The organism is Deltaproteobacteria bacterium (genome assembly GCA_026129095.1).
Classification (GTDB): Bacteria; JAGRBM01; JAGRBM01; order JAGRBM01; family JAHCIT01; genus JAHCIT01.
Genome location: JAHCIT010000002.1, coordinates 212,031 through 226,428, shown reverse-complemented (window position 1 = coordinate 226,428; position 14,398 = coordinate 212,031). Strand labels below are relative to the sequence as shown.

Below are 14,398 nucleotides of genomic sequence, written 5' to 3'. Positions count from 1 at the left end.
GCTGGACCGGTGAGCCGGACCGGCACTCTAACGGCTGGCCGGAGGAAGCGGCAAGCCCCTCCTTTGCCCGTCCGGGCGGGATCGGTTACTGCCGGGCCGCATGTCGCGGGCAGCGAAAATCATCCTGAAAAAGGACGAGGAGCGCCGGGTGCTCGCCGGGCACCCGTGGGTCTACTCCAACGAGATCGAGGGCAAGCTCCGCGAGTTCGCCCCCGGCGACGCCGTGGATGTCCATGCCCACGGCGGGACGTTCCTGGGCCGCGGCTACGTCAACCCGCGCTCGCTCATCGCCGTCCGCATCGTCACCACGGGCCGCGAGGAGCTCCACGCCCCGCTGTTCCGCCGGAAGTTCGAGGCCGCCCGCGCCTACCGCGACCGGGTGATGCCGGGGGCGGCGCTCCGCCGGGAGATCTTCGCCGACAGCGACGGCCTGCCGGGGCTCATCGTGGACCGGTTCGGCGGCACGCTCGCCGTCCAGTCCGGGACCGCCGGCATGGATATCCGCCAGAAGTCGGTCGTCTCGGCGCTGGAGGAGGTCTACCGGCCCGATGCCGTCGTTTTTGCCAACCGGGGCTCCGGCCGCGAGCTGGAAGGACTCGCCGAATCGGTCGAGGTGGTGAGGGGCTCCGTGCCGGATATCCTCTGGGTGGAGGAGGCGGGCCTCGCCTTCCCCGTGGATATCCTCACCGGCCAGAAGACCGGCTTCTTTCTCGACCAGCAGGAAAACCGCCGCCGCCTCGCCGGTTTCGCCCGGAACGAAACCGTCCTCGACGTGTTCAGCTACACGGGCGCGCTGGCGCTCCATGCGCTGAAGGGCGGGGCCAGCTCCGCCGCGCTCCTGGACGCCTCGGGCCGTGCGCTCCGGCTCGCCGGGGAGGCCCTCGACCGGAACGGGTTTTCCGGCCGGTACGAGCTCATGGAGGGCGACGCCTTCCCGCTGCTGCGGAGTCTCGTCAAGGAGGGCCGCCGGTTCGGCGTCGTCTCGACCGACCCGCCCGCCCTCGCCAAGTCGAAGAAGCACCTGCCGGAGGCGCTCCGGGCCTACCAGGAGCTTGCCGTGAACGGCCTTAAGCTCACCGCCCCCGGCGGCTTCTACGCCGCCTCCTCGTGCTCGTTCCATGTGGACGCCGGCGCGTTCCGCGAGACCCTCGCCCGCGCCGTCCGCCGGTCGGGCCGCACGGCCCGCATCGCCGAGTGGCGCGGCGCCGCCCCCGACCACCCGGTCCACCCCGCGATCCCCGAGACCGCCTACCTCAAGTGCGTGATCCTCGCGGTGGAATAGGGGGGCTACTCCCGCCCGCCAATGGTGAGAGACGGAAGGGGAGGTGTAATCCCAAAAGGCGGCGCTACAGGTGGACACTTTTCACTGTCCAGCTTGAGCCTGTGATTTCAGGTTTGTTGTGACCTCACCCCAAAAACTGTAACGGGCTCAAGGTTAGATTTCCGGGTTCAGCGGCCCGCCGGAGCTTTCAGTTTAGCCCGGACCTAATCGGGTACCGGTCAGGCGCATCGATTGAGCCAGGGTCAGCTAGGGATTCGTCAGGATGCTGGAGGTAATACTCCACTGCATCTGGAAGCGCGGCGAGACTCGGTTCGATCGCATTCATCAGGAGCTTTTCGATGACACCCACGGCCCGTTTCGCGAACCAGTTGGGCACTCCCGGCAGCCGGTCGGCATAGATGTCGAGGTGCGCGTTGATGTCGAGAGCCGTGACGGCGCCTTCTTCGCGGAGCCGGAATTCACCCTTGCACTCGTAGAGATTACGGAACACATGGCTGCGAAAATCGAAATAGACGACCCTCTCGCCGTGCTTCCAGTCGGCGATGCCCAGCCACTGAAGTGTCTCGGGCTTGATGAACGGCCGTGCGAACCCGGGAATCAGCTTTGAGTCCGCCGTCCAGCGGTGGACGGTCTGTTCATGGGTGCCTTCGACGAGAACTTTCCGTTCCATCTCCCGGATCTCGAGCACATTCGGAATCCGGGACGGAAACTGTTCGAACCGTTTGTACATGACTTCGTAGACGCGCCCGATCGGATGATTGAACCGGCCGGCGATCTCGATCTTCATGGGTGCGTACCCTTATGTCCGTGCCGGGTCTGGTGCGACGGCTCCAGGTGCTCCTGCCGAGGGGCTGTCCACCGTCCGCATGAGGAACCGGCGGTCTACCCAGCCCAGGAATCTGGCACAGAACAGCCAGCCCAGAACGGCAATGGCGGCCAGTCCGCCCGCCAGTCCCAGCGTGTGGAGCAGTAAGCTCGCGACAATCGCCGGGGCGAGCCCGCAACCGAATACGAGGAAGTTGAACTCGGCGAACGAGCGGAGCTGCGACGGGCTGTCGATCAGCTTTTCCTTTGGAACGAGTTTCAGCCCTTCGGCGAACTGCCGGCTGGCGTGTATGAAAACCGGCGGAAGGATGAAGACGCCCATTCCGTAGAGGGTGAGCGCCACCGGACCCGTGAGCCACGCATGCCAGGGCCGTTCACCCCAGGTAAGGAACTCCTGCTGGTTCACCGAGAAAAACCGCTGGTAGCCGGTCCCGTCCCAGCCATGAACGAGAATAAAGAAGAAGCCGATATAGGAAAGCACGAAGCTGAGTAGCGCGCCGTGCGAGTTCCCCTTGGTGATGAACTTCCGGGTGAGCCAGTAACCGAGTATCCCCTGCGTCACGTTGGTGATCGCAAAGGCGGTGACCAGCCAGGCTGGAAGGCTCCGGTGATTGGTCGCCACCTGCATCGTCTCCCAGTCCGGGAAGTTCCACAGGAGATAAATGCCCGACGGGGCGAACAGGATCGAGATGAAAAGCAGCAACCGTACGAAATATTTCGAGTACCACTGGTTCTCCTCAGCCTTCGCCGGGTCGGCGTCGTAATCGGCTTTCAGCTGCCGGTGTGCCGACAGCGCATAGCCGGCTCCGAATCCATAGGCCCAGAACACATCCACCTGTACCATGACTTCGTCTCCCTGGCGCCGTCCTGCGCCGTTTCAGTTCGTCCCGCCTGCCCGGCGGATCATTCCGTCCCAGCAGGCCTGTTCCGCATCCACGAGATCCTGTTCGGTGACCTTGAAATACCCCATGCGCTCTCCCTTCATCAGGCCGACCAGCGCGCCCCAGACCATGCCGATCACGATCTCGGGCCGGACTTCTTTCATGACGCCATTGTTACGGTGCTCAAGCAGCACGAGCCAGATGGGGGCGAGCACAGCGATTTCGAGATCGCGGCTCTCACGGTCGAGGTACGGGATGTGATCCTGCATTTCGAGGAACGCGAAATCGGTGGGACAGCTCCGGGCAAAGGCCACGAGGCGCCAGAAAAAATCCCTGAACAGGGACCGGGGGGCTGCTTTTGTGTCGAGTCCGTCAAAAAGGCAGTCCCGGAGCCGCGCTTTCGACGCCCGGAAGACTGCGTTGACGAGCGCTTCCTTGCTCTCGAAGTAGCGGTAGATGGTGCCAGCGGCGACGTTGGCCTCTTTGCAGATGTCCGGGATGGAAGTTCCGTGAAAACCCCGCTCGGCAAACAGCGTGAGCCCCGCCGTCACAATCCTCTGCGTCTTGTCTGCGCGCTTTTCATCCAGCCGGCTGACGGACTGGGGCGGGGCTTCAGCAGTGGCTTCAGATCGTTTCATGGGGCTTCTAATAGTAAAGAGAATGAACGTTCATTCTCTTTACGATATAAAGACATTGGTGTCAACCGGGAATGGGATATGCGATAAATATGCAATAATTACAGTAAGTTAAATGATTTAGATGTGAGCTAGCTGATGATAATCCGATCCGCCTTGTCTTGCGAAACTCTTTGAACCAGCCGACGCGGCGTTCGACCACGTTCTGCTGCCTGTAGGTGAGCGAGCCGAATACATCCTGTCCCGTGTCATGCTGGGCCAGCAATCCCTCCCTTGCTTCTGAAGTTTCAAAAGTATATGAAACTTCAAGCCGTAAAGGAGGCCGCCCATGCCCCCCGCTTCCCCGAATCTCACCCCCGCAAACGCCCCGTTCCCCTTCCGGGCGACGCAGGCCGAGATCACCTTCGGCAACGAGGCGTTCCACCACCGGCTCGCCTGGGAGATCCGCAACGCCCGGCGCGAGATCTGCGATTTCGTCCACCCCGAAACCGCCCAGGGCCACGAGGAGGAGGACATGGAGCTGTTCCGCGCCTACTCGGAGGCGATGGACCGCGGGGTGAGCGTCCGGTTCGCCATGCCGGAGCTGATGTGGAAAGTCCTGATCGCCTACTACGTCCACAAGGAGCACGGGAAGCTCCGGTTCCTGGCCAGTGACGGGCACATCCGGGTGCTGCCGCAGGTCTGGTCCCCCTTCACGGTGTTCGACCGCGAGCGGGTGCTGCTCTGCGTCCGCGAGCCGGTGAAGCAGATGCTGTTCCGGCAGACGATCCTCATCCACGATCCGGAGTTCGCCGGAAAACTGGCCGCCGACTACGACCGCATGTGGGAATCGAAGGCCCGCCCGGTGGACCGCGCCGAGGTGCTGGGCCCGAACTGGCGGGAGCGCGTCGCCGCCGCTGCACCCGCCGCGCCTGTCACTCCAGCCGCCGCCCAGGTTGCCCAGGCCACCGGAGGCCGCCCATGAGTCTCGCCGCCGCTGTCACTGCCGGTACCCTGAACGAGGCCGTCATCCCGGCGCTCGCCGCCCGCCGCGCACGGCCCAGCCCGCCGCTCTGGCAGGAGTTCGCCCTGGAGGCCGTGCGGCTTCTGGCCCCGGAGCTGCGCGAGGTGGAGTCGCGCATCGCCAGCCGCTGCGGCGGCATCGCCGGGCCGCTCCCCGAGGCCTGCCGCTACCTTGTCACCGCCGACGGGAAACGGCTCCGCCCGGTACTCGCGCTGCTGGGCGCGAGGATCGCCGGCGCCGGCCGCTCCCGCGCCATCCACATGGCCGCGGCGGCCGAACTGGTGCATTCGGCCTCGCTTCTCCACGACGACGTGCTGGACGACGGCACCCGCCGCCGGGGGAAGGAGGCGGTCCGCGTCATCTGGGGGAACCGGATCAGCATCCTGGGGGGCAATCACCTCCTCGTGGCCGCGCTTCTGGAGCTTTCGGCCTGCGAGGCGGGCGACACGGAATCCATGCTCCGCGTGCTGGATGAGCTCGTCGAGGGCGAGGTGATGCAGCACGCGCTGAGGACGCAGCCCATCGTCACGGCGGCGGTCTACCAGGAGGTCGTGGCCCGCAAGACCGCCTCGCTCATCGGCTGGCCGGTGTCGGCTGCGGCACGCGGAACGCCCGCCGCCAGGCCGCTCGCGCACTACGGCTTCCACCTGGGCATTGCGTTCCAGATGGTCGATGACCTGCTGGACGTGACCGGCGAGGCGGCAAAGGTGGGCAAGAACCTCGCCAGCGACGTGAGGGAGGGAAAACCCTCGCTCCCGCTCGTCGCCGCCTGCGAGATCTTCCCGGAGGCCGCCCGCGAGGCCCGCCGCCTGTTCCGTCTGCCCGAAGACGAGCGCACCGGGGCGTATCTCGACCCCCTCATGCACTGGCTCAAGCACCCGCGCACGCTGGCCGCCGCCCGGGGCTGGATACAGTCCACCACGCGGCAGGCCCTGAACGGCCTCGACGCGCTGCCGCCCTCGGAAGCCCGGAGCCTGCTGGAGCGGGCCACGCTGGCACTGGAGCACCGGGCGCTGTAGCGCCCGGCGCGACGGAACACCGGGCGCCTGTAGACGCGAGGCAACCACAACGATGGACACCACCGCCACCTCCCCGGAAACGGAACCCCTCTCCCGGCTCTCGCTGTGGCTGCGGGCCCTGCGGCTCTTCTCGCTCCCCGCCGTCATCGTGCCGGTCATCGTGGGCGCGGGACTCGCCGCCCGGTCGGCGACGGGAGTTGCAAACTGGTGGCTGCTCCTGTGGATGGCCGTCTCGGCCACGGCGATGCTGCTCGCCGTGAACGTCCGCAACGACATTGACGACTTCGACCGGGGGCTCGACCGCCCCGGCCAGCCGCCCGGCGCGGCGGGTTCGGGCGTCATCCCCGACGGGCTTCTGACCCGTTCGGACATGCTCACGGCGCAGTTCGCGCTGATGGCGGTGGCGGGTTTCGCGGCGCTTCCCCTCATCTGGGAGCGCGGGCTGGAGGTGCTGGTCCTGGGGACGGCCGGATTCTCGCTGGGCCTTCTCTACACGGCGCGTCCCTTCGGCCTCAAATACCGGGGCCTTGGCGACCCGCTGGTGTTCCTTCTCATGGGACCGGTGATGGTGAGCGGCATCGACTGGATCCTCACGGGCGAGCTTGCCGCCGCGCGCATCGCCGCCGGTGCGCCGGTGGGGCTCCTCGCCGTTCTGATCCTGCACGCCAACAACTGGCGCGACGTGGAAACCGACGCCTCGGCCGGCATCCGCACGGTGGCGATCCGGCTCGGCGGGAAGGGCTCGCAAATCTACGCCGCGCTGCTCGCCGCCGGTGCGCTCGCCATCGTCGCGTGGGCGGCGCTCGCCGGGATCGTCCCCGCCCTTTCGCTCCTCGTCTTCTTGAGCCTCCCCAAGGTGTCCGCTACCCTGCGGCTGATCCGGCAGGGCCGCGAGGCGTACCGGCGGCGCGGACCCAGGGGCGACCCGACCTTCCACGCCGCGCAACTGCACCTCCTGTTCGGCATCCTGTACGCGGCGGGGCTGCTTTTCGGCTGAAAAGCCTTTCCCGCAGGCCCGCGTCCAGCCGCTCCCCGCCGGTTCACGAGGAGCCCCGCGTGACCCCACACCCGAAAACCGAGCTCCGCGCCCCCCGGCTCATGGCCGACGCCATCGGGCAGCTCATGGAGTTCTGGAACTTCAAGAGCAACCTGGGGCGAATCTGGACGCTGCTGTATCTTTCGCCGGAGCCCATCTCGGCGGCCGGCATCGCCGACGCGCTGGAACTGTCGGCCGGGGCCGTCAGCATGGCGACCAACGAGCTGCTGCGCTGGAAGGCGATCCGCAAGATCCACCAGCCGGGCGAGCGCAAGGACTTCTTCGCCGCCGAGACCGACCTGTGGAAGCTCATCACCGGCGTGCTCTCCGACCGCGAGCGGCGCGAGATCGAATCGGCGCTCGACACCTTCCGTCAGGCGCTCGCCGCGCTCGACGCCGAGCGCGAGCACTACGAGGCGAAGGACTTCCGGTTCAAGAAGGAGCGCATCGAGCGGATGTTCCAGCTCGCCAGCCTCGGCAAGGCGATGCTCGACACCCTGCTCACCCAGGCCCGCCTCGACATGAAACCGATCCGCGAGCACCTCGACCGCCTGAAGGGTTAGGTCACCTCCTCCCGCGCTGCCTCATCCGTGCCCGGAGCCGCTGGACCGCCGGGCTCTCGCGGGGCGGCGGGGTTTCGGCCGCGGGCCGTGCCGGTTCCCCGGAAGAAACCACACCCCCGCCCTCCGGGCTCCCCCTCTCCGCAGACGCAGAGAGGGGGCCAGAAACCTCCCCCTCTCCGGTTCCCGGAGAGGGGGATAAAGGGGGTGAAGCCTCACCCCGCGACCCTGACGGGTCGCGGCCCTCTCCAGGAACTGGAGAGGGCGGGAGCAATCCTCTCCCCCTCTCCGGTTCCCGGAGAGGGGGATTAAGGGGGTGAGGCCATCCCCTCTCAGGGGCTGGGGGGTGAGGCATCTGGAAACCTCACCTCACCACGGCTCACCACGCCTCAGCCAGCCGTGGCATTCTGCCAGTGGCGGCGCGGTTTCTGGCGTTTTGCAAGGCCTCCCGCGCCTGGAGCTGGCCGTCCCAGATCGGAAAATAGCAAATAAATACAGCCGGTTGCCGGTGCTTCGCCGCTCCGGCGCCAGTGGCACGGTCCGTGAAGTGTGTCCTTGGGAGTCCCAAGGCCCCGCAGTCCTCAAGGGAAGACCCCTTTATAAGGAGAGATCATGAACGCGAAGATGAACTGGAAACCGGGCGGCCGCCTCGCGGCGTTCGCCGTGGCAGCGGCGATGGTGGTTCTCGCGGTAGGTCCCGCCCGTGCGGGCGGCACACCGCCGCCGCCCCCTCCGCCCCAGAAGGTGCCCTGGTATTTCACGGTCCACGCGGGCGAGATCAACTACGACTTGGGCAAGGCGAACCAGGCGTTCACGAAGCTGAAGGATCTGGGCGGCAAGGGCGTCCGGACAGACGTCTTCTGGCGCGACATCGAGCCGGCCCGCGGCGTGTGGGATTACGGCAAGCTCCAGTTCTACACGAACTTCGTCAGCAACATCCGCTGGCACGGCCTGGAGCCGCTCATCATCTTCTCGAACGCCCCGGACTGGGCGGTGCAGCTCTACGGGCAGGACAAGGCGGCCTTCTGGGCTGCCTACGAGCGGTACATCCGCGAGGTGGTCCTCTGGATCGGCGACCGGGTGAACCACTACCAGCTCTGGAACGAGGCGAACCACCTCATTGATCCCATCGACGCCGCCGACGACTGGCAGCTCTTTGCCCGCGCCGGGGCCGTGGTGCGGAACCTCGACCCCGCGGCACGGACCTACATCAACGTGATGGCGAACCTCGCCGGGTGGGAAGCGGCCGTGACGGACTGGCTCGTGAAGGCCGGGAGCTACATCGACGTGATCGGCATCGACCACTATCCGGGCACCTGGGCCTGCTGCTTCTACACCGACTGGGGCCCGCTCGACACGCTGCTCCAGCGGATCAACACCCCCGGCAACCCCTGGTACGGCAAGGACGGCGCGATCCTCGAAACCGGCTACAGCAGCTGGGCGTGGCTGCTCGCCGACGAGTACGACCAGCGCGACTTCATCAGCCAGGCGCTCCCGGTGATCCGCACGAAGGTCAACTCCAACAACGCCACCAGGCCCTACCAGGTGGTCGTGCTCGGCTGGTACCAGCTCATCGACACCTGCACCGACCAGTTCAATCCCGGCAACTGCTGGGTGAATGGCGGCGTCTACGGCATGGGCCCCGAGGCGCATTTCGGGATCATCCACTCCGACTACTCGAACAAGGTGGGCTACGGCGCGCTCAAGACGGAGATCGGCAAGTTCTAGGGGCCCGCCGCCCCCGCGTCCGGCTACAGCCCCTCGACGGCGATCTCCAGGTCGCCGAGCCGCACCCTCTGGCCGTTTCCGATGGCGTGGTGCGAGGTGTTGCGGCCGTCCACCTCGGTGCCGTTGGTGGAGCCAAGGTCAATCACCCCCGCGCCGCGGTCGTCGAGATAGATGATCGCGTGGAGGCGCGAGACGGTCTGGTCCTGCACGCGGATGTCGTCCCGGCGGCGGTAGGAGTCGAGCGACGGCGGGAACTGCGGCGCGGTGCTGTCGGGGTCCGGATCGCGGCTGGCGAGGAACCCTTCGGCCCGGCTGACCATCTCCTTCGGAAGCTGGGTGCGGCCGTCGCTGCGGAGTTCCCTCACGGCCGTCACCTCGACGGTCCGGTCGGTCGTGTATTCGCGGCCCACCACGACGCATTCCCCCCGGTGCAGCTCGATCACCCGCCCGGCATCGGCGCCGGTGGTGATCCTAAGAATGAGCTCGCGGGGAACGATGGCGCCGGCCACGGGCTATCTCCGAACCGGCGGGAAGCGGCGGGTGGACAGTTCGCCCACCTGGTCCAGGAACATCCGTACCCGCTCGGTGGGAATCGTGAAGCTGATTCCCTGCGCGTGGCGGGCGATGGCCGTGTTGATGCCGACCACCTGCCCGGTGATGTCAAACAGCGGGCCGCCGGAGTTGCCGGGGTTGATGGGCGTGTCGGTCTGAAGGAACTGGAGGTCGTCCTCGCGGCCGCGCTGGAGCTCGGCGATCGAGCGGCTCCGCTGCGAGACGATCCCGTGCGACACCGAGTGGGTGAGCCCCAGCGGGTTGCCGATCGCCACCACCCAGTCGCCCTCGGCGAGCCGCGCCGCGCCGGCCATGGTCGCCGCCGGGAAGCTGCCCGCCGGGGTGACGCGGAGCAGGGCGAGGTCGTGCTTGCGGTCCACGGCGACGATTTCGAGCTCATGCAGCTTCCCGTCGTCGGTCTTGGCCGAGAGCTTGTCGGCGCGGGCAACGACGTGCGCGTTCGTGAGCAGGAACCCGGACTTCGAGCAGAAGAACCCCGAGCCCAGCGCCTCACCGGGGATATCCACCGGCGGCAGCCCCGGCACGGGGATGATGAGGATCTGGGCGCGCACGGGGTTGGCCGTCTTCACGTAGATGTTCACGACCGAGCTCTTGCTCCGGGCGGCGAGCTGGCGGATCGTGTCCGTGTGGATCGGCGCCGCTGGCGGCGGCTCAGCCGCCTCGTTCATCTGGCAGATGTCGCCCGCCTTCATGCCGCTCACGGTGTTGGCGGCGCCCATCAGGGTGACGCCCTCGTTCGAGTAGTCGCGATCGGGCACCGGGCCGAAGAACAGGCCCAGGCACCCGCCCAGCGTCACGGTCAGGAAGGCAGCCAGGGCGGGCTTCAGAATTCTACGGAATGTGTTCATGTTGAAATGGCCACCTCGCGGCCGGGACGGTATCAAATCCCCATCCGGGCGGGAAATTCAACCCCAGCGGCGCAAATGTTCCCGGCGCGGCGGCCGGTGGAGGAGGGGGCTTGACGGCCGCCGCGGTATCTGGTTAACTGGTTTAACCAGTTGGGATTCCCGCACGGGGACCGGCGGGCACGGGGAACAGATGCAGGTCGCGCCAGTACAGAAAACCAACGTCTCCGACGACATCGCCGGGCAGCTCCGCCGCCAGATCCTCACCGGCGAGCTGAAGGCAGGAGAGAAGCTGCCGCCTGAGCGCGAGCTGGCGCTCCGGTTCGGGACCAACCGCAACACCCTGCGCGAGGCGCTCCGGATACTGGAGTCGGCCGGGCTGCTCCGGATCCGTCAGGGCGCCTCCATCGAGATTGCAGACATCGCCGCCGAGGGGCGGCTGGAACTGCTGCCCTATCTTGCGCTCTACGCCCGGCCCACGCCGGAACTGGTGCGTCCGCTGCGCCACGCCATGCGGCTCCGGCAGGTGCTCCTGTCAGAGACGGCGGCGGCGGTGGCCGAATGCGCCACCGAAGGGGACATCCGCGAGCTGAAGGTGCGCTGCGAGGCGATCGGGGCCACGCAGAGCTCGCTCGCCGAGCAGACGGCCGACTACGAGTTCTACGCGGCCCTGATCCGCATGAGCCGGAGCCTCACGTTCCAGTGGAGCTACAACTCCTTCGGACCGGCCTATCTCGAACTGGTCCGCCGCGGAGGAACCCTCTGGAAGCTGCCGGACTGGACGGCCGGTTCCAGGGAGAAGGTGGTGGAGGCGATCGCCGCCCACAAGCCGGAACTGGCGCGGACGAGGCTCTACCGGCATTTCGAGAAGCTGGATGGGGCGATGTTCCAGGTGCTCGATGCGCTGGGCAAGCCCTCCCGGCGCTGAAACTTCTACAGGGAAACCGCAGGCAGGAGCAGACGACGATGGCATTCAAACCGAAATACTCGCACGAGGAAGTGGACCGGCTGATCGAGCAGGGCGGACTGAACTACCTGGAGGTCTACCGGCTCAAGCACCAGCACCCGTGGAACCAGGCGACGCACTACGTCGGCATCCCGATGATCGTCTTCAGCCTGGTCTGGCCACTCTACACCTGGATTTTCCGCGGCTACTTCGACTGGCAGACGCTCGCCATCTGGTTCGTCGTGGGCTGGATCTTCCAGTTCATCGGCCACGCCATCGAGGGCAACCAGCCGGCCTTCTTCAGGAACCCCGTGCACCTCGTCATGGGGCCGCTGTTCATCATCGCCAAGCCGTTCGTGTGGGTTTACGAGAAAGCCACCGGCCGGAAGGTCTGGAAGACCGAAAAGACCGCGGCGTAGGGGCACCACCGGCAGGCCGCCGCGCGCCCGGTGCGTGCGGAGAATAACCGCCATAATCTCCGCAAAATTTACGGAGATTACGCTTGGCTATATAGTAGGGTAACGGGTATAATCTCCGCATAATTTGCGGAGATTAGCTGCTTGTCTATCTATATTCATCAACTCACCACTTGGCCGGAATTTACTTGGGATTCGGAACTCCTGGCCATGAAGCTCGGTGCGGTGCGGCACCAGCAGGGGCGGCTTCTGGGGCGGATGGAAACCCTCGGATTCCGGCTCCGCGGCGAGGCCGTTCTTCAAACCCTCACCGAAGACGTGCTCAAGTCCAGCGAGATCGAAGGCGAGATTCTGAGCCGGGAGCAGGTGCGCTCGTCCATCGCCCGCCGCCTGGGGATGGAGGCAGGTGCCTTGCCCCCCGCCGACCGCCATGTGGAAGGCGTCGTGGAGATGATGCTGGACGCCACGCAGGAATGCCACGTCCGGCTGACGGAAGAACGGCTTTTGGGCTGGCATGCGGCTCTTTTTCCCACCGGCCGGAGCGGCATGCGCATTATCAGGGTGGGCAATTGGCGCGACGACCGGGAGGGACCGATGCAGGTGGTTTCCGGCCCGCAAGGCCGTCAGCGGGTTCACTACGAAGCTCCGCCTGCGGACAGGCTCCCGTCCGAGATGCGCAGGTTCCTGGCGTGGTTCGATGGCAGCGAGCCCGATGGCGGCGTACTCAAGGCGGCCATTGCCCATCTATGGTTCGTGACCATCCATCCCTTCGAGGACGGAAACGGCCGGATTGCCCGTGCGATTGCCGACATGGCGCTGGCCAGATCGGAAAACAGCGTGCAGCGTTTCTACAGCATGTCCGCGCAGATCTGCACCGAGAAGAAAGCCTATTACGACATTCTGGAAATCACCCAGAAAGGCAGTCTCGATATTACCGGATGGCTTGGGTGGTTCCTCGACTGCCTCGGCCGGGCCATTGGGGGCACCGAGGCGGCCCTGTCGGTGGTCCTCAGGAAAGCGCGGTTCTGGGAAATCCACAGGGAAGCCTCCTTCAACGGCCGGCAAAAGGCCATGCTCAACCGCCTGCTGGACGGTTTCACGGGAAAGCTCACCTCGTCGAAATGGGCAGCCCTATGCAAATGTTCTCAGGACACCGCATCCCGGGATATCAACGATCTTATCGTGCGGGGCATACTGGTGAGGGCTCCTGCCGGTGGCCGAAGCACAAGCTACCTTCTGGCGGAGGCCGGCTAGGCGGAGACCGCAAATCCAGTGACATCCCGGCCGTGATTCGTTAGCGTACTGAATGAATGGGAGCCCGCGGGGGCGGGCTGGTCCGGGGAAAACCTGTGGTTTACCGGTTGCGATCATCATGGGCGGCCTGGGCCGTGCTGGCGTGGCTGGCTGCGGTGCCGTTCGCGCACGCCGCGTCCGGAGAGGAATCCATCCTCCCGGTCATCTTTACCGGGTCGGAGGCGGCCGCGCTCCAGGGGGTCAAGGCCGCCGAGCTGTCGCTCTTTTCCTGCTCCGACGGCCGGATCCGGTCGATCGTCTTCCAGGTGGACGAATACACCGCCGACGGCCGGATCGTGTCGAACCTGCCGCTCACCGGCCCCTCGAAGGACGACACACCGGGCGTCATAGACGCCAATGACGAGATCGTCTTCATGGAGCGCGACCTGGGCGGGGCCTGCCTGGAGGAACAGCTGGCGCGGGCGCAGGGGAAGATCATCGAGCTCAGGTTCTCGCGCCCGGACGGCGGACCGGACCGCCTCTATGCGCTCGTTGGCCCGTTTTCCGCCGTGCCGGGCACGACGAACCTCCGCTACGAGCGGGCCGGGGATGCCGTCCATGCCCCGGGCTACTCCTGGGGCTATTCGCTGAAGAAGCCGCACATCTTCGACCGGCTCCAGTTCAGGGACTACCGGGGCGGGAAGGAGGATTTCTTCGACCGCCTCAAGGTCCGGATGAAGGCGCGCTCGCTCGGCGACCTCATCACGATCCGCGTCAACGAGGATGATATCAGGGGCACGCTGGAGGGCGTGCGGACCGGGCCGGTGCGGATCATCCGGCACGTGTCGATCTCGGTGACGCCGCTGCCGGGGTTCACCATCAGCGCCTTCGTGGATTTCATCCACTACGAGCGGATCTGGGACGCGAGGGTCCGGTTCCGGCTGCCGGGACACGCGGCGCTGTTCACGTCCTCGATGGACGTGCAGTTCGTCATGGATTTCAATGGGCTCACGGGCGTCCGGTTTGTCACCAAGACCGAGCCGCAGGGTCTCCCGGTCGAGGGCAACTCGGCAAAGGAGCCCGTCCTGGTGAGCATGGGTAACGAGCCGTGGTTTCTCGTGACAGGTCGCGGGCTCAACGAGATGGTGTTCGTCTATTACGACAAGGCGCTGAGTCTCAACCCCTCGGCCTACTACATCGACAACAGCGAGCTGGACGACGCCCCGGAGCGCGTGCGCGGCTGCAGCCCCTGCAGCGGATTCGAGCTGAACCGCTGGGAAAACCTGAAGGCGCAGTGGTATTCCTTCGGGGCCCAGGTGCTCCTGCCGCCCCGGTTTCCCGATGGCGGCGGCAGCGGGTTCTACCAGCGCTACCAGAACCGCCCCCGGCTCAGGACCGCCGTGCCGGCCAACTGAA

The 14,398-nt window shown here is 66.3% G+C and carries 15 protein-coding genes; 10 read left to right on the top strand and 5 right to left on the bottom strand.

The window, feature by feature from the left end; all coding sequences use genetic code 11:
- Positions 1–100: 100 nt before the first annotated feature.
- Entirely contained in the window at positions 101–1,282 is a 1,182-nt protein-coding gene (locus tag KIT79_03505; GenBank protein MCW5828363.1) for a class I SAM-dependent rRNA methyltransferase, read from the top strand.
- Between the two features lie 187 nt (positions 1,283–1,469).
- Here the strand turns inward: KIT79_03505 and KIT79_03500 are convergent, their stop codons facing one another.
- From KIT79_03500 to KIT79_03490, 3 genes are read right to left on the bottom strand one after another with little or no spacing between them, the layout of a single operon-like run.
- The gene (locus KIT79_03500; protein ID MCW5828362.1) at positions 1,470–2,069 is read right to left on the bottom strand and encodes a hypothetical protein; all 600 of its coding nucleotides are present in this window, start codon (positions 2,067–2,069) and stop codon (positions 1,470–1,472) included.
- 12 nt (positions 2,070–2,081) lie between these two features.
- Positions 2,082–2,951 carry a hypothetical protein gene (locus tag KIT79_03495; protein MCW5828361.1) on the bottom strand — a complete coding sequence of 290 codons (870 nt, stop codon included), beginning with the start codon at positions 2,949–2,951 and terminating at the stop codon, positions 2,082–2,084.
- Positions 2,952–2,984: 33 nt separating this feature from the next.
- Positions 2,985–3,626, bottom strand: a complete 642-nt coding sequence (locus tag KIT79_03490) for a TetR/AcrR family transcriptional regulator (protein MCW5828360.1) — start codon at positions 3,624–3,626, stop codon at positions 2,985–2,987.
- A gap of 325 nt (positions 3,627–3,951) precedes the next feature.
- On the opposite strand from KIT79_03490, the gene KIT79_03485 reads away from it, so the two are divergent.
- From KIT79_03485 to KIT79_03465, 5 genes are all read left to right on the top strand, one after another.
- On the top strand, positions 3,952–4,587 hold the full coding sequence (locus tag KIT79_03485) for a hypothetical protein (protein ID MCW5828359.1): 636 nt from the start codon (positions 3,952–3,954) through the stop codon (positions 4,585–4,587).
- Positions 4,584–5,645 (top strand): polyprenyl synthetase family protein, encoded by a 1,062-nt coding sequence (locus KIT79_03480; protein ID MCW5828358.1) that lies wholly within the window; start codon positions 4,584–4,586, stop codon positions 5,643–5,645. The genes KIT79_03485 and KIT79_03480 overlap by 4 nt, the downstream gene beginning before the upstream one ends.
- Before the next feature lie 52 nt (positions 5,646–5,697).
- A complete protein-coding gene (locus tag KIT79_03475; protein ID MCW5828357.1) occupies positions 5,698–6,642 on the top strand; it encodes a prenyltransferase in 945 nt (314 codons plus the stop codon).
- Between the two features lie 59 nt (positions 6,643–6,701).
- Complete coding sequence (locus KIT79_03470) at positions 6,702–7,244, top strand: ArsR family transcriptional regulator (GenBank protein ID MCW5828356.1); 543 nt, start codon at positions 6,702–6,704, stop codon at positions 7,242–7,244.
- Positions 7,245–7,853: 609 nt separating this feature from the next.
- Positions 7,854–8,969: a hypothetical protein gene (locus KIT79_03465; GenBank protein ID MCW5828355.1), complete on the top strand. Its 1,116-nt coding sequence runs from the start codon at positions 7,854–7,856 to the stop codon at positions 8,967–8,969.
- Positions 8,970–8,992: 23 nt separating this feature from the next.
- Here the strand turns inward: KIT79_03465 and KIT79_03460 are convergent, their stop codons facing one another.
- Both KIT79_03460 and KIT79_03455 read right to left on the bottom strand, forming a co-directional pair.
- The gene (locus tag KIT79_03460) at positions 8,993–9,289 is read right to left on the bottom strand and encodes an FHA domain-containing protein (GenBank protein ID MCW5828354.1); all 297 of its coding nucleotides are present in this window, start codon (positions 9,287–9,289) and stop codon (positions 8,993–8,995) included.
- 192 nt (positions 9,290–9,481) lie between these two features.
- Positions 9,482–10,390, bottom strand: a complete 909-nt coding sequence (locus KIT79_03455; GenBank protein MCW5828353.1) for a trypsin-like peptidase domain-containing protein — start codon at positions 10,388–10,390, stop codon at positions 9,482–9,484.
- Positions 10,391–10,580: 190 nt separating this feature from the next.
- Here KIT79_03455 and KIT79_03450 point away from each other — a divergent pair, with 190 nt between their 5' ends.
- The 4 genes from KIT79_03450 to KIT79_03435 all read left to right on the top strand — a co-directional run bounded on the left by KIT79_03450 (position 10,581) and on the right by KIT79_03435 (position 14,397).
- Positions 10,581–11,315: a FadR family transcriptional regulator gene (locus KIT79_03450; GenBank protein MCW5828352.1), complete on the top strand. Its 735-nt coding sequence runs from the start codon at positions 10,581–10,583 to the stop codon at positions 11,313–11,315.
- A 98-nt stretch (positions 11,316–11,413) separates the two neighbouring features.
- Positions 11,414–11,752, top strand: coding sequence for a DUF962 domain-containing protein (locus tag KIT79_03445; GenBank protein ID MCW5828351.1), 339 nt, complete (start codon positions 11,414–11,416; stop codon positions 11,750–11,752).
- Between the two features lie 141 nt (positions 11,753–11,893).
- The gene (locus KIT79_03440; GenBank protein MCW5828350.1) at positions 11,894–13,003 is read left to right on the top strand and encodes a Fic family protein; all 1,110 of its coding nucleotides are present in this window, start codon (positions 11,894–11,896) and stop codon (positions 13,001–13,003) included.
- A 56-nt stretch (positions 13,004–13,059) separates the two neighbouring features.
- On the top strand, positions 13,060–14,397 hold the full coding sequence (locus KIT79_03435) for a hypothetical protein (GenBank protein MCW5828349.1): 1,338 nt from the start codon (positions 13,060–13,062) through the stop codon (positions 14,395–14,397).
- Position 14,398: the final 1 nt, after the last annotated feature.